Consider the following 22,575-nt stretch of genomic DNA (forward strand, 5'->3'; position numbering starts at 1 on the left):
AACCGGGCAAAAATTGAAGCACTAAGTCTAAATGCCCGAAAAAAGTGCGCTTATTTTTCCAGTGGCAGATTGCCAGCCGCACGATAGGCCTCGACCTGCCGTACCAGCCAGTCCCGAAACAGCACGACTGGAACGTGGTTGGCACGGGATAGCGGCGCGACCGCATAATAGGAACTCGGGCTTTTGGCCTGATGATCGTAGGCTTTCACCAGTTGCCGCGATTTCAGTTCGTTATCGATCAGGAAAAGCGGCATCAAAGCCACGCCAAGTCCGGCGATACAGGCCTGTGCCACGCTGGAAAACTGCTCGAACCGCATGCCCTGCGGCAAGGCAAGCGAATGGCCGAGGCTCTCGAACCAGTGGCTCCAGGCACCAGGCCGCGAGGCCATGTGCAGCAGAGGCAGGCTGGCAATATCCTCACCCTTTTCGACCGGATGCGCCTTCAGGAATTCGGGGCTGCATACCGGCGCAACCATCTCATGCATTAGAAAGGTGCATTCCGCCCCCGGCCAATCCGCCTGCCCGATGTGGATCGCCATATCCAGTTGCTCACGCTCGAAGTCGAACTGGCCGATGCGGGTGGCGAAATTGATGGTGATTTCCGGATGACTGGAGACGAAATCAGGAATGCGCGGCAGAAGCCAGCGGGTGCCGAATGTCGGCAGCATCGCTAGATTGAGCGTATTGCCATGCGTTTTGGTCATGATCTGCAACGAGGCGGCACGTATCTCGCCAAGGGCTGCGGCAATCGATTTCGCGTAAGCACCACCCTCGGTCGTCAGTGACACACCACGCGCGCCGCGCTCGAACAGGCGCACGCCAAGCTGTTCTTCCAGTGACATAACCTGACGGCTGATCGCCCCTTGCGTCAAGGCAAGTTCATCGGCAGCGGCTGAAAAGCTGCCAAGCCGGGCAACGGAATCAAAGGCGGCAAGCGCACTGGTGGAAGGCAGGAGTTTGCGGCTGAGAGACGTCATGAGCCATTACTATATGTAATGCAAAAATGAGTAAACATGGCTTGTGCCATCAGGGGCTAACACGAATAATCCGGCCAGCAAATCCGGAGGCACACAGTGAGCGAACGCGCAGCATTCAATTGGCAGGACCCTTTTCTGCTGGAAGACCAACTGACCGACGACGAGCGGATGATCCGCGACGCCGCCGCAGCCTTCGGCAAATCGGAACTTATGCCGCGTGTGTCCGAGGCCTATCTTTCTGAGACCACCGAACCGGAACTGTTCCGCCTGATGGGCCGCACCGGCCTTCTGGGCGTCACCCTGCCGGAAGAATATGGCGCCGCAAATGCCAGCTACGTGGCCTATGGTCTCGTGGCCCGCGAGGTGGAGCGGATCGACAGCGGTTATCGCTCGATGATGAGCGTGCAGTCCTCGCTCGTCATCCATCCGATCTTCGCTTATGGCTCGGACGAACAGAAGAAGAAATACCTGCCCGGCCTCGTCTCCGGCGAGCTGATCGGCTGTTTCGGCCTGACCGAACCGGATGCCGGCTCCGATCCGGGCGGAATGAAGACCCGCGCCGAAAAGATCGCCGGCGGATATCGCCTGCGTGGTTCGAAAATGTGGATTTCCAATGCGCCCATCGCCGATGTCTTCGTCGTCTGGGCGAAATCCGAAGCCCACGACAACCAGATTCGGGGCTTCGTGCTGGAAAAAGGCATGAAGGGTCTGTCTGCACCGAAGATCGGCGGCAAGCTTTCGCTGCGCGCCTCCATAACAGGCGAGATCGTCATGGAAGGCGTGGAAGTGGGCGAAGATGCGCTGCTTCCGAATGTTTCCGGCCTGAAAGGCCCGTTCGGCTGCCTCAACCGCGCCCGCTACGGCATTTCCTGGGGCGTGATGGGCGCTGCGGAAGATTGTTGGTTCCGCGCCCTGCAATATGGTCTCGACCGCAAGCAGTTCGGCAAGCCGCTGGCCGGCATGCAGCTTTACCAGAAAAAGCTCGCCGACATGCAGACCGAGATCGCTCTCGGCCTCCAGGCATCGCTGCGCGTCGGCCGCCTGATGGACGAGCACAAAATGGCGCCGGAAATGATCTCCATCATCAAGCGCAACAATTGCGGCAAGGCGCTGGATATCGCCCGCCAGGCCCGCGACATGCATGGCGGCAACGGCATCCAGATCGAGTACCACGTGATGCGCCACGCCCAGAACCTCGAAACGGTCAACACCTACGAGGGCACGCACGACGTTCACGCGCTTATCCTCGGCCGGGCGCAGACGGGCATTCAGGCGTTTTTCTAAGACCTTCTCCGCATCATTTCCTTCATGAAAAAAGGCCTTCGAAAATCACTTCGAAGGCCTTTTTACTTTTCCGGGTCAGGCAATCGCTTAGAACGCGCCTCTGACACCAATGCCGAACATGCGCGGTTCGGTCATGCTGGCCTCGATGCCGCCAATGCCGCGGTTCTGCTGCATATAGGTCGGCGCACGCTCGTCGAAGACGTTCTTCACGTAAGCGTAGACCTCCATCTCCTCCTGGAACTTGTAGCTCGCACGCACATCGGCGATGGTGTAGGGGTCGATCGCATAGGCAGCCGTGTTGGCCGTATCGGAATAATAACCGTCGATATGACGCACCTGACCCGAGACGGTGAACTTGTCGGTCACATCCCAGCTTGCCCCGATGCTGAACATGTAACCAGGCGATTTCGCGAATTCATTGCCTGCATAGCTGGCATTGCTGGAAATCTGGTCGATTTCGGTCTTCAGCACGCCGGCACTTGCCTTCAGCGTCAGATTGTCGAGAACCTGATAGTCGGCGCCGACTTCCAGACCATAGGCATGCGCTTTCTGCGCATTGATGGTGTAGGATTGAGTAATGCCTGACGAGATAACGACCGGAATATTGTACTGGGCGTTCTTGTAATCCATGTAGAACAGGTTGCTGTTGAGCGTCAGCCTGTCATCCAGCAGCTTCGCGCGCGTGTAGAGTTCGTAGTTCCAGATGGTTTCCTTCTCGAAGGGCAACCATTGGCCCGACGAGATGTTCAGCGATATGCCGCCGGGATTGTAACCACGGCTGATCATGCCGCCAACGGTCCAGTCATCATTGATCGCATAGGCAAGCGAGGCCTTGGGAAGCAATTCGGAAAAGGTCTCGTCAAAATCAACCGCGACGTTGGAATAGACGGAGCGGCCCGCGCGCTGAATACGATCGGTCTGGTAACGCAGGCCGCCGGTAAGCGTCCACTGGTCGGTCAGACGGTAGCTCAACTCGCTGAAAATGCCGAGATTGTCCTTGGTATCGTCAAATGTCGAAAGGGTTCTTCTGTTTGCCGGGTTCAGAAGATAGAGAATTTCATCGGCCTGCGTATGGGCGTAATAGATGCCCGCGACGCCACTCAGAACGTCTTCCTGGTCACCGAAGGTCACACGGGTCTCGTGGGACACATTCTTCTGATCGATATTGGCGTCGCCATTATTGACCACACCCACCCTGCGGCGCGCATCCGAAGCGGAAAATTGCGTCTGGTTGAAGAGTTTTACGCCGTTTTCAAAGTCGTAATTGATGTCGAGAATACCGGTGTGGGTATTCTGGCTCCAGCTCGGCATGGTGGTGGTGACGTGGTTGAGATCCTCGAAAGGACGCGACGCCGCTTCCTGACTCGGCCGGTTGGCGGCGTTATAGGAATAAGTCAGCTTGGTCGTCAGGCCCGGAATTTCCGGCGGTTCCCACAGAAGCTTGAAACGCGCGTTGAATTCCTTGAAATCCTGGTTGGTGCCTGCGTGGGCAAAACCGGAATTGATGTAATCGATAAAGGTATCGCGACCCGAATAATCGATTGCCAGACGCGCCGCCAGCTCGTCTTCGATCAACGGGCCTGAGACCGCAAAGGACGCCCGCTTCTGGTGATAATTCCCGATTTCGGCCTGATAGCTTGCTTCCGGCGTAAACGTCGGGTCCTTGGTATTGACGAGAATGGCGCCGGCAATGGCGTTAGCGCCCTGCGATGTGGTCTGCGGCCCACGGAAGACCTCGATGCTTTCGACATCCCAGATGGACGTCGCGCCATAGATGAACTCGTTATAACCGAGATAGTGACCATCGACATTGATGGTGGCGCGCGGCACGGTGCCGGCGAAGAACGCCGTTGCCCCGGTGTTCGGGCCCTGCGTGTCGAGACCGCGAATGATCGGGGCGCTGACATTGTCGGTATAAACAACGTTTGGAATGTCCTTGATCGCGTCTGAGACGGTTGGATCGCCGGTCTTTTCCTTTTTCAGTTCATCGCTGGATTTGACCGAAACGGAAGACGCCGTGTTCTTCATGTCGCGCGCGACTTTTTCGCCGGTCACCACAATCGGCTTGAGAACGGTAGTTCCCGAGGCCTCGGCCTGTTGCTCTTGGGCGAAAACCGGCGTCACAAACAGGGCGGCCAGCGTCAAAACGCTGACCCCGCCCATCAAACGGCCGCTAGAACGAAACCCCATAACACACCCCTAATAAACATGAGTATCAAAGTCATATTCAAGTAACGGAAGCGTTATCCGTTTCGCAATAGAGAATGCGTTCCGTATTGTGGACGGATAGGGTTCCGTAACGGGATGTGCCATATTTACAACAAAGTTTATCGACTGGCCGTTGTCGTGTCGTTCCCCGCCTCAAGGGGAAGGCGTTGAAATAGCTCAGAAATCGATTCCGATTTCCGGTCGGATGCGCTAGGCATGTTCACGACATAAATCGGGGAGCGGACTTGGACGCCATGGATGACGAGCCGGACAATCTGCCTGAAAACGACGGAGAGAAGCGCTCTGCCCTCATTCAGTCGGTCTCTATTGCTGCCCGTTTTCTCGACCTTCTGGCAAAATCGGACGGGGCGCTTGCACTCGGCGAACTCGCCAAACGCGCCGGCACAGGCCGTTCCACAGCTCATCGTTACCTGCAAAGCCTCGTGCGGGAAGGACTGGTGGCCCAGGACCCTGCAACCGGCAGCTACGACCTCGGCCCAACCGCGCTCTCGATAGGCGTCAGCGCGCTCAGACGAATCAATCCGGTCGAAACCGCCGGTCGACAGATGAAAGCACTGGCCTCGCAGATCGGCGCCAGTTGCGGCGTGGCGATCTGGACCGATCGCGGCCCGACCGTGGTGCAATGGTACAGGAGTGCCAGCTTCTCCATCAGCACCGTGGCGCTGGGGGATGTTCTACCGCTGGATAACAGCGCCTGCGGGCTGGTTTTTCAGGCTTATTTGCCACCGGATAGGACGGCGTCGGTGCGCAAGCTGCAGCCGCCCGCCTTTCGCGGGTCCCGCCCAGACGCTAAAGTCCTGCACGCCATTCGTGAGACAGGCGGCGCGGAACTCAACGAACACCTGTTCTCCGCCCTGACCGGCAAGGCCGCCCCGGTTTTCGACGCGCAGGGGGAAATCTGTTGCGTCGTCACCACCGTTTCTTTCCTCGCGACCGCCGAGACCGAGCGGCACTTTCCGCAGCTTCTTGAAGCGGCCGGAAAGGCGACGGCAGAATCCGGCGGCTCGTAAACCTATCCGGCCAGGTGGTCGGCGAAGGTGCTGCCGGAATAGGCGGTGCGGAAGAGCCCGGCATCACCGAGCCTCGGAAGCAGCCGCTCCAGCACCAGCCGCATCGACGCGACCGAACCGCCAGGCACCGCGACAAAGCCGTCTATCGCGCCGGCCGCCACCCATTCGCGGATGCTTTCAAAAGCATCCTCAACCGTGCCGATGATCTGCCAATGGCCCGACCCCATCACTTCCGGACGCCGCAACAATTCGGCAACGCTCAGCGTTTCCCGTTCGATCAGCCGGCGGAGCAGATTGGCATGGGTGCGGCTTCTCGGTGTCTCGGGCGGCGGCGGCAAGTCAGAAGGGGTGACGATCCGCGTGAGCGACCAGTCGGAAAGGTCAAGACCCGTCAGATTTTGAATGGATGCAAATATGCGGCCATGGTTGGCCCTTGCGTGGGTCTCCGCAAACAGCTCCAGCGCCTCGTTCTTGGTGTCGGCCAGATAAAGACTGAGACCCGGCATCAGCTTCACCACATCTGGTGAGCGCCCATGCCGCTCCGCTCTTTGCCGTAAATCCGCCCGAAGCTCGATTGCCGCCTGCATATCCGGCGTCGAGGCAAAGACCGCATCCGCAACGGAGGCTGCGAAATCGCGGCCCTCGGGGGAAGCTCCAGCCTGCACCAGTGGAATACGGCTGGAATGGGCCGGCAGGTTGAGCGGGCCTTTGACGCTGAAGTGCTTTCCTTCATGCGCGATTGGCTGGACCAGCGACGAATCTGCAAAACGCCCGCTCTCTTTGTCCAGCTTCAGCGCCTCGTTGGGAAAGCTCGCCCAGAGCTGCTGTACTACCTGCGTGAACTCGGCGGCGCGTTCATAACGCTCCTGTGGCGACGGCATTTCTTTCAGGCCGAAATTTTCGTGGCCGTCCAGCGCCGTGACGATGTTCCATCCCGCCCGGCCATTGCTCAGCCAGTTCAGCGATTGCAGTTGGCGGGCAACCACATAAGGCGGCAGGAATGTCGTTGAAACCGTGGATAACAGGCCGACATGGCTGGTCTCCCGTGCGATGGCGGCCAGAAGCATGTTCGGGTCCATGCTCGCAAATCCGCCGCCGGTCTCCAGCCCCTCGGTGCGCAGGAACAGCGTGTCGGGCCGGAAGACAAAATCCACATGCGCAGCCTCGGCGCGCTTTGCAAGATCGACGAAATAATCGCTGGAGAAAACCCCGTCTATACCGCTGTCTTGACGCCGCCATGCCTCGCCGCTGAGCCAGGTTGGCGCCAGCGACATGCCGACGTGAAGCTTGAGCGCGACTGACATGAAACACCTCGAATGAAAAAATCATCACGAAATCCGCGATGTGAATCGGCAAATTTCGATTTGTGGAGAATTTTACTATAGTTTAGTGTCGCATCAAGACCAGCCTGTCGCGCTTGCCGGTACAGAACCCGATTTCCGCAAGTTCGATACGTGAATTCAACAGCTTAGGTAGGACGTGCGTCGAGTCGACGCATGGCCCTATGAATAACAGGAGTTGTAATCCGGTGCTTGATGCCACGGACCTTCATGCGAGTTACGGACACATCCCCGTATTGCAGGGCCTGTCTGCCCGCTTTCAAACCGGCCGCGTCACAGCGCTGGTCGGACCCAACGGCTGTGGCAAGTCGACGCTGTTGAAGACGATCATGGGTTTCGTGCCTTTATCTTCAGGCAGGATAAGCCTCGGTGACCGCCTGATCGGCGAGATCGGACGCCGCGAACTCGCCCGCCGCATCTCCTATCTGCCGCAGGAATGCCATTGCCCTGACTATATGACGCTTGGCGAATTGATCGAGCTTGCGGGTTATGCACGTTACGGGCTTGGCGGCGGTCCATCCGAACGCGACCGGGCGCTTTTTGCCGAAGCGCTGAAGACCGTCGGGCTGGAAGACAAGGCCAGGGCGCAGGTCAACACGCTGTCCGGCGGCCAGCGCCAGCGCGCCTTCATCGCCATGGTGCTCGCTCAGGACACGGAGGTGATCCTGATGGACGAGCCGGTCAACCATCTCGACATGAAATATCAATATGCCGTTCTCAGCCTTGTGCGCGAACTGACGGACAGGCACGGCAAAACTGTTATCGTCGTGCTGCATGATCTCAACCTCGCCTCCACCTTCGCCGATGACGTCATCATGCTGAAAGCCGGACGGGTTCTCGCCTCCGGGCCTGTCGCGAATACGGTCACATCAGCCAATGTTGCCGACGTCTTTGATCTCGAGGCCGACATATTTTCCCGGCAGGGGCGGCTCATCTGCGTGCCGCGGCTGGAGCGGCAGGAACAGGCCATTCCGGCATGACATCTAAAATAATGCTGATCTTTGCCGCCGCGATCTTGCTGGCCGTTGTTCTCGTCATCAACTTCGTGCTGATGACTGGCGACCTGCCACTTGCCGAAATCGCGACGACGCTCCTGCATGGCGAGGCCGAAACCTATGAACAGTCGGTTCTCCTCTATCAGCAAATCCCGCGCTCACTGATTGCGATCTATGTCGGCGCCACCACGGCCGTCAGTGGCTGCGTGCTGCAGGGGCTTGCCCGCAATCCTCTCGCCTCGCCCTCCACCCTGGGCCTGAATGCCGGTGCGACGCTTTTTGTGGTCGCCGGTGCGCTGGTGTTCGATTTCTCGCCCGAAATACAGGGGCTCATCGCGCTTATCGGCGCCGGCTTCGGCTTTGGCGCCTGCTTCCTTGTTGCCCGGCTGGCCGGGCGGTCAAACGATCCGCGCGGCCTGTCGCTCATCCTGTCCGGTGCGCTTGTCTCCATGCTGCTGATCGGCATCACCAATGCCCTCCTTTTGTCAAACCCCACACGTCGCGCCGAATTCCTGAGCTGGGTCGGCGGCAATATCAACCACGTCTATGCCGAGCGGCTCACCGATTTCTGGTGGATTGGCGCCATTGCGATGGTGATGCTCTGGTCGGTCGCCCGCCCGCTGACGCTGGTTCTGCTGGGTGCGGAAAAAGCCGCCTCCGCCGGCGTCAACGTCACGCGCGTTTCCCGGGTGGCACTTTTCGCCACCATGCTGGCGTCCGGCTCGGCCGTGGCCATCTGCGGTCCCATCGGCTTCGTCGGCCTCATCGTTCCGCATATGGTCCGGCCGCTGGTCGGGGTGAATTTCACGCTCGCTTTACCCGCTTCCGCCCTTGTCGGGGCGAGTCTGTGCGTGGTGGCCGATCTCGGCGCGCAAACCCTGTTCAGGCCGTATGTGGTCAATACCGGACTGTTCATGGACCTGCTCGGCGGCCTCGTCTTCATCGTCATCGTCAAGCGCTTCTATCTTTCGCCTTCTGCCAATAAACTGTCATGAAGAGGGCTGTCATGAAAAGGCAATTGGCCACCGATGGCAAAGCGGTCCTGCGGCTGCCGAGCGGTCTGCAGATCGGCATCGGCAACCTAAAGGCCGGCCTTGCACTGATCCTGCTGGCGTTGGTGATGGCCGCCATTTCCGTTAGTCTCGGAAATACACAGACCGGTCTCATTGACCTTCTCCACGGCGTTGCCGGCGGGCATTTGAGCGACGATCAGGCCTATGCGCTGTGGACGGTGCGGCTGCCGCGCATCCTGCTTGGTTTCATGGCCGGATGGAGCGTTGCGCTGGCCGGGGCCATGCTGCAATCGGTCGCCCGCAATCCGCTTGCCGATCCCGGCCTGTTCGGTCTGAGCCAAGGATCAATGACCACCATCATGCTGCTTCTGGTGCTGGTGCCGGCGGCGCCCAAGACCATGGTGGCGCTTGCGGCCGTCGGCGGCGGCCTTGCGGTAGCTTTCCTGCTCATCGCGCTCGTGGGGCGCGAACGTTCCAGCGGGCTCGCCATCCTGCTGATGGGCATCGCAATCGAATCCGCCCTTTCATCCGTCTCCTCAGTGCTTCTGCTCTACACGCCAACGGAAACATCGCTGTCGCTTGCAGACTGGATGGCGGGTTCGCTGTTTCAGGCGAGCTGGCCGATCATCCTCGTGTTCGCGCCTCTTTTCGCGGTCAGCCTTGTGGGCATTTTCCTCATCGGCCGGGCGCTTGCGGTTTTTGATCTCGGTAACGAGATGGCCATGGCGCTCGGCGAAACGGTCAAACGTTCGCGCCCGCTCGTCATCGTTTTTGCGGTCATCCTCAGCTCCGCTTCCGTCACCGCTGTCGGCCCCTTGACCTTTCTCGGCGTCATCGCCCCGCATCTCGCCACCTTCGTGTCGCCCGCCGTCGGTCGCGCCAGGCTTTTCCTGTCGGGGCTGACGGGCGGCATTCTGGTGGTGACCGCCGATACGCTTTCGCGTGGGCTGGTGGCCGATACGCCGATGCCGATAGGTCTTGCGCTGACGCTGATCGGCGTGCCGCTTTTCATCCTCACGCTGCGCCTGCAGGCGCTGCGCAGAACCAACCGCCACTGAAGAAATTGAACAAAGGGTATGCCATGCGATTTGCCATCCTCTTAGCAGCACTTCTGACCGCCGGAAGCAGCCTTGCCGCAGAGCGAACCGTCACCGATGCCGCCGGCCGCACGGTCTCCATCCCCGAGCAGCCGCAGCGCATCGTCGTCATGCACGAACCGCTGCTGGGCGTGCCGCTGATGGATCTTGGCGCCAACGTTGTAGGCGCCTATGGCCGCAACAGCGACGGCAAATTCGCAACCGCCGTTGATTTCATCGACACCGTTCTCGGTGAAGGCCGCACGAAACCGAAAGGTTTCGGCGCGGTGGGTCAGATCGATCTCGAAAAGCTGAGAGCGCTGCAACCTGACCTGATCGTCGCCACGGAAATGGACAGCGGCAAGGCCGAGCAGCTTTCCACCATCGCGCCCGTCTATCTGCAGAAGGTAAGCACTGGACACACCTATGGCTTCAGCGTCGAAGAGAATCTTTCGGGTCTCGTTGGCAGAAGTGACGCTTTTGCCGAGCGCCGGAAGACTTATGACGAGAAACTCGCCACCGTCAAAAAAGCACTCGGCGAAGACGCAAAAGGCAAGACCTATCTCGCAATTCTACTGACCGACCAGATCAACGCGGTCGGCGACATGTCCGGTGCGGTGCAGGCGCTCGAGGATCTGGGTTACGCACGGCTGAAAATCGACAACGCCACCTCGTCGGGTGGGCTGGGTTCCACCCTGGCGATGCCGCTCAGTGCCGAGGCTTTTGGCAAGCTCAACCCGGATCTGCTGGTGGTGATGAACAGCTATAACAGCCCCGCCCGAGGCGAAGCCGGAACGCGCGCCGCACTTGAAAAGATCATTCCCGGCTGGGAACGCTTCGTCAAACCGGCGCGTGACGGCCGGATCGTCTTTCTCGATTCCAGCCGGGTCACGACGCCGTCCATCCCAAGCGCGCTGCACACGCTGGACGCGGTGGAAAGCTGGGCAGGCCGTCGTTAAACGCCTTTTCGACAAGCGCAATTCCGGCGCAAACCATGCGCCGGACATAAACTTGAGTTTTTGAAGAAACTTATATTGCGACCGCCGGAACCGCCTGTTATGGTTCGCGCATCTTGACACAACGACGTCGGATCTCCCGCCGGAAAACTCCGGTGCGCGATTGTCCGGCATGCCGATCCGGGACAGCGAAACTGCCGATCCCCATCGGCGATATCCCAGGGAAGACAGCAACATGAGCATTGCACAAAGCATTGAAACCGGCGTTCCGGACCGGACCCCCAAACGCCATCGTTACGCCGTCAAGCTACGCTGCCTTGACGTGGCCCGGGTGGAAAAACTCAGCCGGTCCATGGTGCGCATCGTATTGACCGGGCCTGAGCTTGAAGGCTTTGCCAGTCTCGGTTTTGACGACCACGTCAAGATGTTCTTCCCGCTTCCCGGCGAAACCGAACCTAACCTGCCAGTGGTCGGCCCGAACGGCCTCGAATTTCCCGAAGGCGCGCCGCGCCCGCTCGCACGCGATTACACGCCGCGCAGCTTCGATGCCGAGAAGGGTGAACTCGCCGTCGATTTCGCCACGCACCATGATGGCCCCGCCAGCAACTGGGCAAAATCCGCCAGGGTGGGTGACAAGGCATGGATTGCAGGCCCGCGCGGCTCGTTCACCATTCCCTTCACGTTCGACTGGCATCTGCTGATTGCCGACGATACCGGCCTTCCCGCCCTTGCACGGCGACTGGAAGAAATGCCCGAGGGCACCCGCGTCGTAGCGCTGATCGAAGTTGAGACGGAGGCTGATCGCCTGGACCTCGCCACGAAAGCTGACGCGTCGATCATCTGGGTAACGCAGGAGGCCGCGGGCGGCGCCAATCACGACGCCCTGACGGAGGCGCTGCGTAGGCTTGAACTGCCTGAGGGCGATTTCTTCAGCTGGGTCGCCTGCGAATCGAAAGCGGCGAAAGACCTGCGCGCCATCCTGATCGGCGAGTACGGCGCGAACCCCAAATGGACGCGCGCTTCCGGCTACTGGCGGCGCGGGGCAAGCGGCGTTCACGATCATTTCGATGAATGAACCGGCAATCGCGGCGGCTGGCAAGCTGGAGGCGGACATGATGACGACGGAACTCAAAGCCCATCTCGCCAGGGTTCTGGACGATGAGGTGGGACATATCGGCCCGAACGCCAACCTGTTCGGCTGCGGACTTCATTCCCTCGCTCTCATGCGCCTGATCCCGCCGCTTTCGCAGCTCGCCGGCACGCGACTTCACTATGACGATCTCGCCCGTCAGCCCACGCTTGCCGCCTGGCAGGCGCTGATCGAGCAGTCGCGCGCGGGCTGCTGATCCCCGCAAGAGGGGACTTTTCCCGCCAAGCGCGACCTACCTCAACATTATACTTCCAAGGAGAGGACCATGGCAGCAGATAATTCGCGCATGCTTGCGCGCCGCATCGAACAAACCTTCGACAATGCGGACGAAGCCCCACGGAGCGGATCGCAGCCAAGCCAATATGAGGAGCGGGTCTGGTTCCAGCAGTTTCAGGACCCCGATCAGGTCTTCCGGCATATTCTCACCTACCGCATCGGCGGCGAGAGCGACCTTCTGCGCCTGACATCGGCACTGGAGACGGTTTGCGAGGCATGGCCCGAACTGCGCGTGCGGTTTTCCTTTGGAGAAGACGGCACCCTTGCCAAGAGCGTAGAGGCCCCTTCGGCATCTCTCGTGCAACTGTTTCAGACGGCATCGAAAGACGAAGCGGTGGCCCTTCTGCACGACCTTCAGGCAAGCCCGTTCGACGCGGAAATCGATGCGCCGTTTCAGGCCATCGTGCTCTTGAGCGAAGGAGAGGTACTGCTGGCGCTTCTGGTGCATGGCCTGCTTGGTGAATCCCTCTCGCCGCAGATTTTGCTGGGCGCTGTTGCCGCAGCCTATGCTGGCGAGGCACCAAAGCCGCTTTCGCCACGCATCGCCGAAAACGCCATCGTCAATCCAGTTCCGCTCCCCTGGCTGCAAGGACCGGCCTCCAGCACGCCCGTCGTCTCTCTGCGTAATAACGGGACCAAGCCGGCGAGCCACTGCCACGGCGTCGATCTTCCGGCTGCCCTTCTCGACCCAAACGGCTCGGCCACACCGGACGCGCTTCTGGCACGCACCGGTGCCCGTTTCGCGCTTTTTCTGGCGACCAATGGCGATCTCGACACTGTTACCCTGCGCCTGCCCCTGCAACCCGGGAGCGAGGCCGGCTTGCCGCTTCCGGCAGATGCGGTCGCCCGCGTCTCGATCTCACGTGGCCAGTCGCCGCAGGAGGCCGAAAAAGCCGTGCTGGCTGGGTTGGCCCGACATGGCGAAAACAACGACGAGGTTGCCACCTTCACGCTTCAGACGCTGGCAACATCGGCTGAAACCTCATCCGTCGAGCGGCTCCGGTTCGAGCGCCTGCCGCTCCCCTCTCTCCAGTCCGGCCTTGGCCTGACGCTCGCTGCCGGCAGCACGGTTGATGGCCACATCCGTCTGGAACTGACCGGCGGCAAGGAGGCCTCGCCGCACGCGACGGCATTCCTGCTGGAGCGTTTCATCGCCCATCTCGAAGGCGGTGCGGATTTTTCCGGCATTACGCATCAAACCTCGTCCGCAGGGCCGGAGGCTGCAGCATCCCTGCCCGCCGCCTCCCGCTCCAGCGACGACGAGACTGCCGCGGCAATTCTTGCCGAATTCCGCGAAGCGCTTGCGTCGCCAGACATGGGACCGGATGACGATTTCTTCGATTTTGGCGGCCATTCGCTGATCGCGACCCGCATCATCGGACGCCTCTTGAGCAATCACGGCATCGAGCTACGTTTCAACGACCTGTTCAGCTATCCCACCGCCGCATCGCTCGCAAAACAGGCGACGCGTCTCGAAACCGCCGCCCCTGCACAGGCGGAAGCAACCGCGACCGGCTCGCTGACGGCACCGCTTTCGCTTGCGCAGATGTCGCTCTGGAAAGCCTATGCCGCCTTCGGTTTCGGCGAGATTTTCAACATCCCCTTCGCGCTCGATTTCCTCGATCCGGTGGATGAGAGCGCTTTCGAATGTGCATTCCTCGATATTATCGAGCGTCATCCCGGTCTGCGAACCCATTTCTATGTCGAGGATGGCACGGTTCTGCAAAAGATCGTGCCGATGCACGACCTGCCCGGCTACAAATGGTTCTGGACGAGCGAGGAAAGCGAAGGCGTGGACCGGCACACGGAAGCGTCCTGGCGGTTCGACCTTGCCCGCGAATTGCCGATGCGGCTGCGTTTCCTGCGCAATCCCCAAACCGGCGGCAAGGTGCTCTCTTTCCTCTTCCACCATATCGTACTGGACGAATGGTCGGTAAACCTGATGATGGACGAGTTGACCGAGGCCTATAGGGCAAGAGCCACCGGCAAGGCTCCCGTCTTTGCGAACAAGCCCGCACCCTTCCATGAGTTCGCCAGAAAACAGGTGGCATCCGGCGTCAACGGCGACCACCTTGCCTACTGGACCGATATGCTGCGGGACGCACCGAAGGGCCTGGTCCTTACCGGACAGAACAGCACGCCGACAGATGCTGCACACGACGAGGCGCCGGCGGGCGGCTGGATCGAGTTCAAGCTGGAAAAACACGTCAGCGACGGACTTTACGCCATCGCCAAGCAGAACAGCGCTTCCCTGTTCAACGTCGTTTATGCCGCCATCGCCGCGTCGCTGCGCCATCTGGGCGGGCTGAGCGATCTCGTGGTCGGCACATCGGCGTCCGGGCGCACCGACAGCGGCTATTTCGATACGATCGGCTATTTCACCACAGTCGTTGCCCATCGTGTGCGTTTCCGCGAGGAGATGACGGTCGGCGAACTGATTTCCTCGGTGAAGAACACGGTCAATGGCTCTCTGGAACACAGCGAAATTCCAATCGATCTCGTCGAAGAGGCGCTCGGCATGACGCCCGGCCGCGACCATCTGTTCGAGGTATTCATCCAGATCCACGCCAAGAACAAGCTGAACGGCACGCTTTCAGGGCCGGACGGCAAAACCGTCGAGTTCCGGCAGATCGATCCCGACAAGCACGAATCCATGCTGGGGCTGCAATTCGAGGTAATGGAAGAAACGATTGGCGGCGAACGCTCCATCCGCGTGTTGATGAGCTACCGCTCCGACCGCTACGGCCCCGAGGATGTCGACCGGCTGCGCACGACCACCAGCGGCGTCTTCAGCCGTTTCGCCGAAGCAGGCGCTTCGGGCCGTGTGCTGACCACGCTAGCCTGAGTGCTGGCCAGGCTTCCCAATAAACCCGGCTCCGCATGGCGGCGCCGGGTTTTGCTTTTTAACAAATGTCCGGAAAGCTCTCTTCCGTCATGCTCGGGCCTGTCCCCAGCATCTGCGACGTCTGGATTTAATTGGACGTGATTGGATCCTTGGGACAAACCCAAGGATGACGTTGTGTGGGAGGAGAGCATGTCACCCCATCAGGCAGGGTTTTGCATAACGGAGCCGGGTTTATCACATCCGCACCCAGTCACTCCCGACCAAATGCAGAGTGACGGCAGAGAGATTTCCGTCCCCTTTTTGCAGAGCACCCGGCTTCTCAAACCGCCAGACGGAAGGCCGCGGAAACCTCTTCGGCCGGAGCCGCCAGCGCCTCGTCGCGCAGCATGGCATCCAGAAACAGCGGCAACTCCTCGCGGTAACGCGCGAAATCGTCGGCTTCGGTCAGTGCGGAATCTGCGTCGATATGCAGGTTCAGATCACTGCCGTCATCCTCGCCACGGAAGGTCAGGTTGAACCCGTCGCCCGGACCATTGGCGAGAATGTGCCTGATAACGGCAAGCCCTGCAAATACCGGCGCGCTGAAGGGCAGGACGTTGATAAGCGGTGAGAAGAAAAACCGCCGGCCCTTTGATATGTTGCGATCGGCGGCGATCTGTTCGATGCGGTAGCGGCCATGCAGGCGCTGCCGGCGCAGATTGGCGGCATTGCGCGCAAGGAAGCTCCCGAGGCTCTCCTGCGGTTCTATCGTCAGATGGAAAGGCAGGATGTTGACGAGCATGGCGGGCATATGCGCGCCGACGCTGCCCCAGCGGCTCATGAAGGGCAGCCACAGCGTCAGCACATCGCGATCCGGGCGCGGCAATACGCGGTGAAGATAAAGGCCTGAAAGCAGCACCAGCAGGTCCGGCCAGCCTATCTCCAGTGCGCCGGATATCTGTTGCAGTCTTGTGCTGAAACCTTCCGGCAATCCCGCATCGGCATGCAGGCCGCCGCCACCGTAATCCTCGCAATCCTTGTCCAGCACCGGCAAATCCACCGGCGGCGCGAGATAGGCCGCCCAGAACTCGCGGTCCTTTTCGAAACGGCGGCTTTGCCGGTAGGCGTCCTCTTCGGCAAGAAAACTGGGGAAAGGATGGAAATCCGGACCCGCCTCGCCCTTGCCGCAATAGTGCCCGTAAAGCTGCCCGCAGCGCTGCTCCACCAGCGTAAGACCATAACCGTCGACGACGATATGATGGGCACGGATATACCAGAGGTAGCGATCGTCGGCGATGCGGTAAAGCACCTGGGCGGACAGCTTGTCGGTTCGAAGATCAAGCCTTGCCTCGACATCCGCGTTCATGCGCCCCAGCGCTTCCTCGAAAGGCGCGGGATGGGCACGGAGATCGACAAGCTCGACCATCGGAGCGTGGAGCGGATCGCAGCATTGCTGCGGCGTCTCGCCATCCTCACCGACGCGAAAACGGATAGACAGAACTTCCGATTCGCGCACGGTGCGCCTGATTGCCTCAAGCAGAGCGCCCTCGTTCACGGCACCGGAAAGCTCGATGTAATGGGCGACGGTAGAGACCGGTTCGTCGGGATGGAAGGAAAACTCCTCCCAAAAATCGAGTTGCGGCTGGGTCAGGGGAAGCCAGCCGCCGGCAGGATCGATATGCGCCATCTGTTTTTCCTTGAATTATTTCCGTGATTTGGGCCGCAATAACGCGGCTCATGCCGCCGAAGCGGGTAAAAGCGAACTGACCTGTTTGGCGTTTCGGCAACGCAGGAGTTGCTGCGGCGAAAGCTCCACGCCGAAGGCGCTGCGAATTTCGGCCGAGACGGTTTTCAGATGCGAGGGCAAAAGGCCAAGCGCCAGCAGATCACTGCTCGTGTCCACATTCGCCGGGTTTTTGCCCAGTACGCCGAGATAGATATCCAGCACCCTGCGATCACCCTGATCGGCGACTTTGATTGTTACAGCCGCAGGTGCCTTTGCCGGTTCCACTGCCGTCAGCAATTCGCGGGCGCGGCGGCGATCCGGCTTGCCATTAGCCGAGAGCGGCAGATCGGCCACATTGAGAAAGCGGCCGGGCACATGCGATTCCGGCAGATGCCTGCGGGCAAAATTGCGCAGATCGGCGGTGGAAAGCTCAAGGCCGGGCATCGGAACATAAAGCACGCCGATAGCGGCCTCCCCCTTTTGCTCGGCACCGTAATCCACCACCAGTACACGCTGGATGGAGGGGTGGCGGATAAGTTCATTTTCCACATCCGGCAGCGAGACCCGTACCCCGCGCACCTTGACGTAACCGTTGACCCGGCTGGCGAACATGATCTTGCCATCCGGCCGGTAACGGCCCCGGTCTCCGGTGCGGAAAGCGCGCACCGCATGTCCACCGGGATCGCTGACCGTGACGAAATCCGTCTGGGTAATGGCACCATCTTCAAGATAGCCGATCGCCACATTCACGCCCACTGTGTGGATGCGCCCGACAACGCCCGTCGGGCAATGGCCGCCCTGATCATTGAGGATGAAATATCGATTGCTGGGTAGAGGGTGCCCATAGGGTATCGCCGTGGTATCGGCTGCCACGATCTCGTGCCAGATGCTCCAGATGGTCGTTTCCGTCGGCCCGCCCAGCGATATCAGCCGCAGCTCAGGTTTCAGCCGGCGCAACTCCTCGACAACCACGGGCTTGATGTAATCACCGCCCTGCGCGACGAGCCGGAGAGAGCCGAGCTGGTCGCCACGACGGCAGGACAGGAGCATCTCAAGGATCGCCGGCACCGAGCACCACAGCGTAACGCCGTGTTCGGCCACCAACTCGTTCCAGCGGACCGCATCCTTCTCCTCGCCAGGTTCCGGCAGCACCAGTGTCGCACCGGCGGCAAGCGACCCAAAAACATCGAAGACCGACATGTCGTGGTGCAAGGGCGTGACGGAGATGAAGACGTCGTTTTCTGTCACCGCCCATTCCGAAAGCGTGCTGCCGATGACATTGGCCGTGGCCCTGTTAGAGAGCACGACGCATTTCGGCTTGCCAGTGGTACCGGAGGTATAGAGGTAATAAGCGGGTGCTTCGCTTGCTGAAAGTGCCGCCAGTTCCGCCGCGTTAACGGGCACGCCGGAGGCGGCTGGCGCTGCGAGAAGCTGCTCGGGACCGACAGCGTCGAATCCTTGCGGAACGGAACGGGCGACGATCATGGCCGGGCGGCAATTGGTCAGCAGATAGTGCAGGCGATCTTCCGGCGAGCTCGCATCGATCGGCACCCAGATGGCGCCGATAAGTGCAGCGGCCAGCGTGACGGCTGTATGCTCCGGACTGCGCGGCAGGCACACCGCTACGACATCGCCCCGGCCAATGCCGCGCGTCTTAAGGCCCGCCATCGCCCGCGCCACCGTATCGCCGAGCTCGCCATATGACACGCGCCGTTTGCCGTTGATCAGGGCCGTGCGCGATCCGTCTCCTTCGAAAAGATGCGAGGCGATCCGTTCCAGTAATGGCGGGCAGACGAAGTTCCGCTCGTCGCCATTCAGCCGATAGTGCGACAGGTCGACGATCTCACGGGAATTCATCGAGAACGTCCCGCTGGCGGTGATCGCGGCAATCGCACGCTCTATCGCACCGAGAATGTCCGCCACCATTGCGGCATCGATCGCCTGCTCCGCATAATCGATATCGAGGACGAGATCGCCATTCGGGTTTTGCGAAAACCGGAAATCCAGCGCCACCTGTGGTGTTTGGGTCAGCCCGTCCGTCCAACGAAGCGTGGAATCTTGCGAAAGCGTCGGCCATGAGAGGCCGTTGGTGATGACGACAGGCAGGGCGAGCCCGCCGGGATTGGCGTTGAGAAGGATGCGATTGAGATCTACCCCTGAAAAAGCCAGATGATTGAGGCCCTCAAGCACATCGGTTTGCAAAGCTGCGGCCCGCTCCGCAAAATCGCCCCTGGCCGCATCCCATTTGACCGCGATGAAGCTCGAGCGATTGGCAAACGCGCCTTCCACCTGCGGGGCGACGGGAATGCCGACGACGAGGGCACCTTCGTTCAGCCAAAGCGACAGCACATCGAGGATTACCGCCGTCAGCGCCGAATTCTTGAACAGCCGCTCTTTCGCGCCGATCCGTGAAAAGGCGGTAAAGCGTTGTTTTTCCACGGTCAGGCTCTGGCGGCTGTAACGCGAAACGGCAATGGTTTCGAGCGGGGCTTTCCAAGGCAGTTGCGAGGGCACTTCCGCACCCTCAAGTTTCTCAGCCCAGTATGCGGCATCCTCGGCACGGGCCGCTGCTACATCTTGCTGCGCGGCGGTGGCTGCGACGGCTGATGCGGGCGGCACGACATCATCGAAGAGTTCCGCCGCAAGGCTGGCTATTCCCCGTCCGTCGAGAATGAGGGCGTCGAAGCGCAGCAAGACCGCCACGCTGTCCCCCACTGCAACCTCCGGCAGACGAAACACCGTGACCTGCCAGGGAGAAGCGGCAAGATCGAAATGGGCATGGGAGAAATCCTGCCGCACGGTGTCGATCCGCTGTTCGGCTTCGGCAACGGACAGGTCCGAAAGATCAAGAATATCAAGGTTTAGCTTCGGCTCATCCGAGACCACCTGCACCAGACGCCGCTCATCGATGTGGGTGCGCAGGCTTTCATGCCGCTCGACCATTGCGGTAAGGCGCGAGCGAAGCAATGCGGGATCGATATTGCCGCGATATTCGCGGAACTCCTGCATCGCCACGCCGCTCAGCGGCAGATGGGTGCCGCGACCGAGCAGATAGGCCTTTTGCAAGGCTGAGAGTGGCCGTTCCATGGATTTTCCTTTTGTCTGCGCTATCGCTTCAGGCGCTTGCAAGCCTAATCGCTCCACGGTCTCGGAAACGAGATCGGGGCTGGCGGCGAGGTGGCGAAGAAGGGCGGTATAGGCGTCGAACAGGGCTTGCAGCCAGCTTTCCGGCAGCGCATCGAGCCGCACATCCCAGTTGATCAAAAGCCCGCCATCGAGCGCTGCGACCTGCGCATCCAGCGCAACTCCAGGCCCCTGCGAGACGGTGTGGATCATCGGGCCGAACACGCGCCCCACATTTTCCGAAAACAACTCGCCCCCGGGCAAATCGACACCCGCGGTAAAGACAACCGGTGAGGTCTGCAAACCGCCGCGCAGGCGGGACAGGTCGCGCATGACGCTGACCCCGGGATAGGACTGGTGCGCCAGAAGCCCGTTCATCTCTCCGAGCAGCCGTCCAAGCAGTCGCTCAAGGCTCTCCTCAGGCCGGATATCAACGCCAAGAATGAGCACATTGGAGAATTCGCCGACGATGCCATCGACCCCTTCCACCAGCGGCGCGCGCCAGAAAGCCGGCACGGAAAGCCGGAACTTTTCCGTATTCGTCGCCTGCGAAAGCACCACTGCAAAGATACCAAGCAACAGGGTCGACGTGGTCACGCCGCAGCGCCGCGCCACCCGTTCCAGACTGCTGCGTTCAGCCGGAGAAAGTCTTGCTGCAAGGCGATCGGTGTGAACGGCGCGTGACGGGTCCTCGGGCAAAAACGGCAATGGCGGTGCCTCCGGAATATCGGCAATATGTTGCCGCCACCACAGCCGGTCCCTTTCACGCTGGGCTTTGAGTTCCGGATCGGATGCAAGACGTTCCGCCCAGCTGAAAAACGATGGTGGTGTATCCCCCAATGGCTCGAGTTCGTCCGCGTCGGCTTCATAAAAGCGGGCGAGATCTTCCAGCACGATACGCATACTGGCGGGATCGATGGCCAACATGTCGGTATCCACATGCAGCCTGGCGCGACCTGCGGGCAGCAGGCTGAGCGATACTGCCGCCGGTGGGGCAACGCGCAGATCGATCTGGCGATGGCTCCACGCCTCACGTTTGGCGGCAAGACGGTGCGCAAGCGCCTCCTCATTGAGAGACGCCATGTCCTCCACGTCGAGGCGGAGCGGCCGGCCGGCGGGGTCCGCCGTCTGTCGCCCTTCCGCATCAATCCTGAGGCTGAGCATGGGGTGACGCCGGCAAAGCCTTTCGACCGCGACAGCCAGTCTTTCCGCCTCCAGCCCCCTGCCTTCGAACTCGATATAGAGATGCGGCGTAACTTTTCCGAGTATCCCGTCCGCCTCTCGGCCAACCCAGTAGGCAACCTGCATGGGGGTTAAATTTAGCATGTGAATTTGCACCGATTGACAAAACATGATTATCATAATCAAGTATAAGCCACCGTCAACCACTCGCACAGGAGGCATCCCATGAAAACGGGAGCACTCAGGACGAATGACGTCGATTCCGACGAAATTACTGATTTTGATAGAGAATTTCTGTTCACTTCTGGCTCGGGCGAACTGCGTGCCAGAGGCATTCGCGAAAGGATAACGATTCCTGCCCATGGCGCTGAAGACGCGGGAAGCCCTTTGCAGAAGGCGATAAAGGCCGCTTTTGAGAGGGCGCGAAGGGCCGGACAGGACAATCCCATCGCCATTGGCGCCATCCCCTTCGACGTCAACGAGCCATCCTGCCTATATATCCCCAACAACCATGAGTGGAATCCAAAAGGTACCGCTTCGATCTCGACTGATTCGGCCATGCCAACGCTTGTCGGCCAGAACAGCCTGCCCGATGAAAATGGTTTCAAGCGCGCCGTCGAGCATGCCATCGTCAATTTCCGCCATTCCGATGTCCGCAAGGCGGTGCTTTCGGTCATGCGTGAACTGACCTTCGCCTCCGAGGTCAATGTCGAAAGATTGCTGGCCAGCCTCGCCAAACAGAACCGCGAGGGTTACCAGTTTCGCATTCCGCTGCCCGATGGCGGCGATCTGATCGGCGTGAGCCCCGAACTCCTCATCCGCAAGCACGGTGAAAAAGTCATCTCGAACCCGCTCGCGGGCTCGGCAAAACGCATGGCTGACCCAGTGGCGGACAAGGCCAATGCAGACCGGCTTTCGGCTTCGGAAAAAGACCATTACGAGCATAGCCTCGTGATCGAGGATATACGCTCGCTGCTTACGCCTTGCTGCACTGAAATCGACGTTCCCGAAAAACCCTCCCTCATCAACACGGCCGCTCTCTGGCATCTTTCGACGCGCATCGAGGGTCGCCTTGCTGATCCCGAGACCAATGCGCTGCAACTCGCGTGCCTGCTGCATCCCACACCTGCTGTTTGCGGTTTCCCCACCGAGCGTGCCCGCAGGCTTATTCGCTTCGTCGAGCCTTTCGAGCGTGGGCTGTTCACCGGCATGGTCGGCTGGACGGATGCCGAGGGTAACGGCGAATGGGTGGTGACAATCCGTTGCGGCACCGTGCAGCGGCAAACCGTGCGGCTGTTCGCAGGCGCCGGCATCGTTGAAGCCTCGGAACCCGAATCCGAATGGGCCGAGGTGCAGACCAAGCTCAAGACCATGCTGAACGCCTGCGGTCTTTCTGCCTAATTTTCCCAGGGAC

15 protein-coding genes are annotated in these 22,575 nt (G+C 60.4%); 10 read left to right on the top strand and 5 right to left on the bottom strand.

What is annotated here, in order from left to right:
- Window positions 1–50: 50 nt before the first annotated feature.
- Window positions 51–977 (bottom strand): LysR family transcriptional regulator, encoded by a 927-nt coding sequence (locus ACQZ5Y_RS24950; protein ID WP_174050994.1) that lies wholly within the window; start codon window positions 975–977, stop codon window positions 51–53.
- Between the two features lie 96 nt (window positions 978–1,073).
- Between ACQZ5Y_RS24950 and ACQZ5Y_RS24955 the strand changes: the two genes are divergently transcribed.
- The gene (locus ACQZ5Y_RS24955; protein WP_174050992.1) at window positions 1,074–2,261 is read left to right on the top strand and encodes an acyl-CoA dehydrogenase; all 1,188 of its coding nucleotides are present in this window, start codon (window positions 1,074–1,076) and stop codon (window positions 2,259–2,261) included.
- 87 nt (window positions 2,262–2,348) lie between these two features.
- Here ACQZ5Y_RS24955 and ACQZ5Y_RS24960 read toward each other — a convergent pair whose 3' ends face one another.
- A complete protein-coding gene (locus tag ACQZ5Y_RS24960) occupies window positions 2,349–4,451 on the bottom strand; it encodes a TonB-dependent receptor (RefSeq protein WP_174050990.1) in 2,103 nt (700 codons plus the stop codon).
- 272 nt (window positions 4,452–4,723) lie between these two features.
- Between ACQZ5Y_RS24960 and ACQZ5Y_RS24965 the strand changes: the two genes are divergently transcribed.
- On the top strand, window positions 4,724–5,500 hold the full coding sequence (locus ACQZ5Y_RS24965) for an IclR family transcriptional regulator (protein WP_174051019.1): 777 nt from the start codon (window positions 4,724–4,726) through the stop codon (window positions 5,498–5,500).
- A gap of 2 nt (window positions 5,501–5,502) precedes the next feature.
- On the opposite strand, the gene ACQZ5Y_RS24970 is transcribed toward ACQZ5Y_RS24965, so the two are convergent.
- On the bottom strand, window positions 5,503–6,804 hold the full coding sequence (locus ACQZ5Y_RS24970) for an NtaA/DmoA family FMN-dependent monooxygenase (RefSeq protein WP_065663463.1): 1,302 nt from the start codon (window positions 6,802–6,804) through the stop codon (window positions 5,503–5,505).
- A gap of 200 nt (window positions 6,805–7,004) precedes the next feature.
- Here ACQZ5Y_RS24970 and ACQZ5Y_RS24975 point away from each other — a divergent pair, with 200 nt between their 5' ends.
- From ACQZ5Y_RS24975 to ACQZ5Y_RS25005, 7 genes are all read left to right on the top strand, one after another.
- Complete coding sequence (locus ACQZ5Y_RS24975) at window positions 7,005–7,820, top strand: ABC transporter ATP-binding protein (RefSeq protein WP_035252685.1); 816 nt, start codon at window positions 7,005–7,007, stop codon at window positions 7,818–7,820.
- Window positions 7,817–8,830 carry a FecCD family ABC transporter permease gene (locus tag ACQZ5Y_RS24980; RefSeq protein ID WP_025595083.1) on the top strand — a complete coding sequence of 338 codons (1,014 nt, stop codon included), beginning with the start codon at window positions 7,817–7,819 and terminating at the stop codon, window positions 8,828–8,830. The genes ACQZ5Y_RS24975 and ACQZ5Y_RS24980 overlap by 4 nt, the downstream gene beginning before the upstream one ends.
- An 11-nt stretch (window positions 8,831–8,841) precedes the next feature.
- Window positions 8,842–9,906, top strand: a complete 1,065-nt coding sequence (locus ACQZ5Y_RS24985; protein ID WP_111788719.1) for a FecCD family ABC transporter permease — start codon at window positions 8,842–8,844, stop codon at window positions 9,904–9,906.
- 23 nt (window positions 9,907–9,929) lie between these two features.
- Window positions 9,930–10,883, top strand: coding sequence for an ABC transporter substrate-binding protein (locus ACQZ5Y_RS24990; protein ID WP_076846072.1), 954 nt, complete (start codon window positions 9,930–9,932; stop codon window positions 10,881–10,883).
- 232 nt (window positions 10,884–11,115) lie between these two features.
- The gene (locus tag ACQZ5Y_RS24995; RefSeq protein ID WP_076846080.1) at window positions 11,116–11,955 is read left to right on the top strand and encodes a siderophore-interacting protein; all 840 of its coding nucleotides are present in this window, start codon (window positions 11,116–11,118) and stop codon (window positions 11,953–11,955) included.
- Complete coding sequence (locus ACQZ5Y_RS25000) at window positions 11,948–12,226, top strand: phosphopantetheine-binding protein (RefSeq protein ID WP_003518124.1); 279 nt, start codon at window positions 11,948–11,950, stop codon at window positions 12,224–12,226. Before ACQZ5Y_RS24995 ends, ACQZ5Y_RS25000 begins: the two co-directional genes overlap by 8 nt.
- A 69-nt stretch (window positions 12,227–12,295) precedes the next feature.
- Entirely contained in the window at window positions 12,296–15,151 is a 2,856-nt protein-coding gene (locus ACQZ5Y_RS25005; RefSeq protein WP_174050988.1) for a condensation domain-containing protein, read from the top strand.
- Between the two features lie 319 nt (window positions 15,152–15,470).
- On the opposite strand, the gene ACQZ5Y_RS25010 is transcribed toward ACQZ5Y_RS25005, so the two are convergent.
- Both ACQZ5Y_RS25010 and ACQZ5Y_RS25015 read right to left on the bottom strand, forming a co-directional pair.
- On the bottom strand, window positions 15,471–16,817 hold the full coding sequence (locus ACQZ5Y_RS25010) for a condensation domain-containing protein (RefSeq protein ID WP_174050985.1): 1,347 nt from the start codon (window positions 16,815–16,817) through the stop codon (window positions 15,471–15,473).
- A 48-nt stretch (window positions 16,818–16,865) separates the two neighbouring features.
- Window positions 16,866–21,305, bottom strand: coding sequence for an amino acid adenylation domain-containing protein (locus ACQZ5Y_RS25015; RefSeq protein WP_174050984.1), 4,440 nt, complete (start codon window positions 21,303–21,305; stop codon window positions 16,866–16,868).
- Window positions 21,306–21,386: 81 nt separating this feature from the next.
- Here ACQZ5Y_RS25015 and ACQZ5Y_RS25020 point away from each other — a divergent pair, with 81 nt between their 5' ends.
- A complete protein-coding gene (locus ACQZ5Y_RS25020; protein ID WP_174012305.1) occupies window positions 21,387–22,562 on the top strand; it encodes an isochorismate synthase in 1,176 nt (391 codons plus the stop codon).
- The last annotated feature ends 13 nt before the right edge of the window (window positions 22,563–22,575 follow it).

The sequence above is a fragment of the Agrobacterium sp. A3-95 genome (genome assembly GCF_053521785.1).

What these genes read in the sequence shown, in the direction of transcription:
- ACQZ5Y_RS24950 (WP_174050994.1), bottom strand. Translation starts at nt 977, where the DNA reads ATGACGTCTCTCAGCCGCAAACTCCTGCCTTCCACCAGTGCGCTTGCC.
- ACQZ5Y_RS24970 (WP_065663463.1), bottom strand. Translation starts at nt 6,804, where the DNA reads ATGTCAGTCGCGCTCAAGCTTCACGTCGGCATGTCGCTGGCGCCAACC.
- ACQZ5Y_RS25010 (WP_174050985.1), bottom strand. Translation starts at nt 16,817, where the DNA reads ATGGCGCATATCGATCCTGCCGGCGGCTGGCTTCCCCTGACCCAGCCG.
- ACQZ5Y_RS24985 (WP_111788719.1), top strand. Translation starts at nt 8,842, where the DNA reads ATGAAAAGGCAATTGGCCACCGATGGCAAAGCGGTCCTGCGGCTGCCG.
- ACQZ5Y_RS24960 (WP_174050990.1), bottom strand. Translation starts at nt 4,451, where the DNA reads ATGGGGTTTCGTTCTAGCGGCCGTTTGATGGGCGGGGTCAGCGTTTTG.
- ACQZ5Y_RS25015 (WP_174050984.1), bottom strand. Translation starts at nt 21,305, where the DNA reads ATGCTAAATTTAACCCCCATGCAGGTTGCCTACTGGGTTGGCCGAGAG.
- ACQZ5Y_RS24980 (WP_025595083.1), top strand. Translation starts at nt 7,817, where the DNA reads ATGACATCTAAAATAATGCTGATCTTTGCCGCCGCGATCTTGCTGGCC.
- ACQZ5Y_RS24995 (WP_076846080.1), top strand. Translation starts at nt 11,116, where the DNA reads ATGAGCATTGCACAAAGCATTGAAACCGGCGTTCCGGACCGGACCCCC.
- ACQZ5Y_RS25005 (WP_174050988.1), top strand. Translation starts at nt 12,296, where the DNA reads ATGGCAGCAGATAATTCGCGCATGCTTGCGCGCCGCATCGAACAAACC.
- ACQZ5Y_RS25000 (WP_003518124.1), top strand. Translation starts at nt 11,948, where the DNA reads ATGAATGAACCGGCAATCGCGGCGGCTGGCAAGCTGGAGGCGGACATG.
- ACQZ5Y_RS24990 (WP_076846072.1), top strand. Translation starts at nt 9,930, where the DNA reads ATGCGATTTGCCATCCTCTTAGCAGCACTTCTGACCGCCGGAAGCAGC.
- ACQZ5Y_RS24975 (WP_035252685.1), top strand. Translation starts at nt 7,005, where the DNA reads ATGAATAACAGGAGTTGTAATCCGGTGCTTGATGCCACGGACCTTCAT.
- ACQZ5Y_RS24965 (WP_174051019.1), top strand. Translation starts at nt 4,724, where the DNA reads ATGGATGACGAGCCGGACAATCTGCCTGAAAACGACGGAGAGAAGCGC.
- ACQZ5Y_RS25020 (WP_174012305.1), top strand. Translation starts at nt 21,387, where the DNA reads ATGAAAACGGGAGCACTCAGGACGAATGACGTCGATTCCGACGAAATT.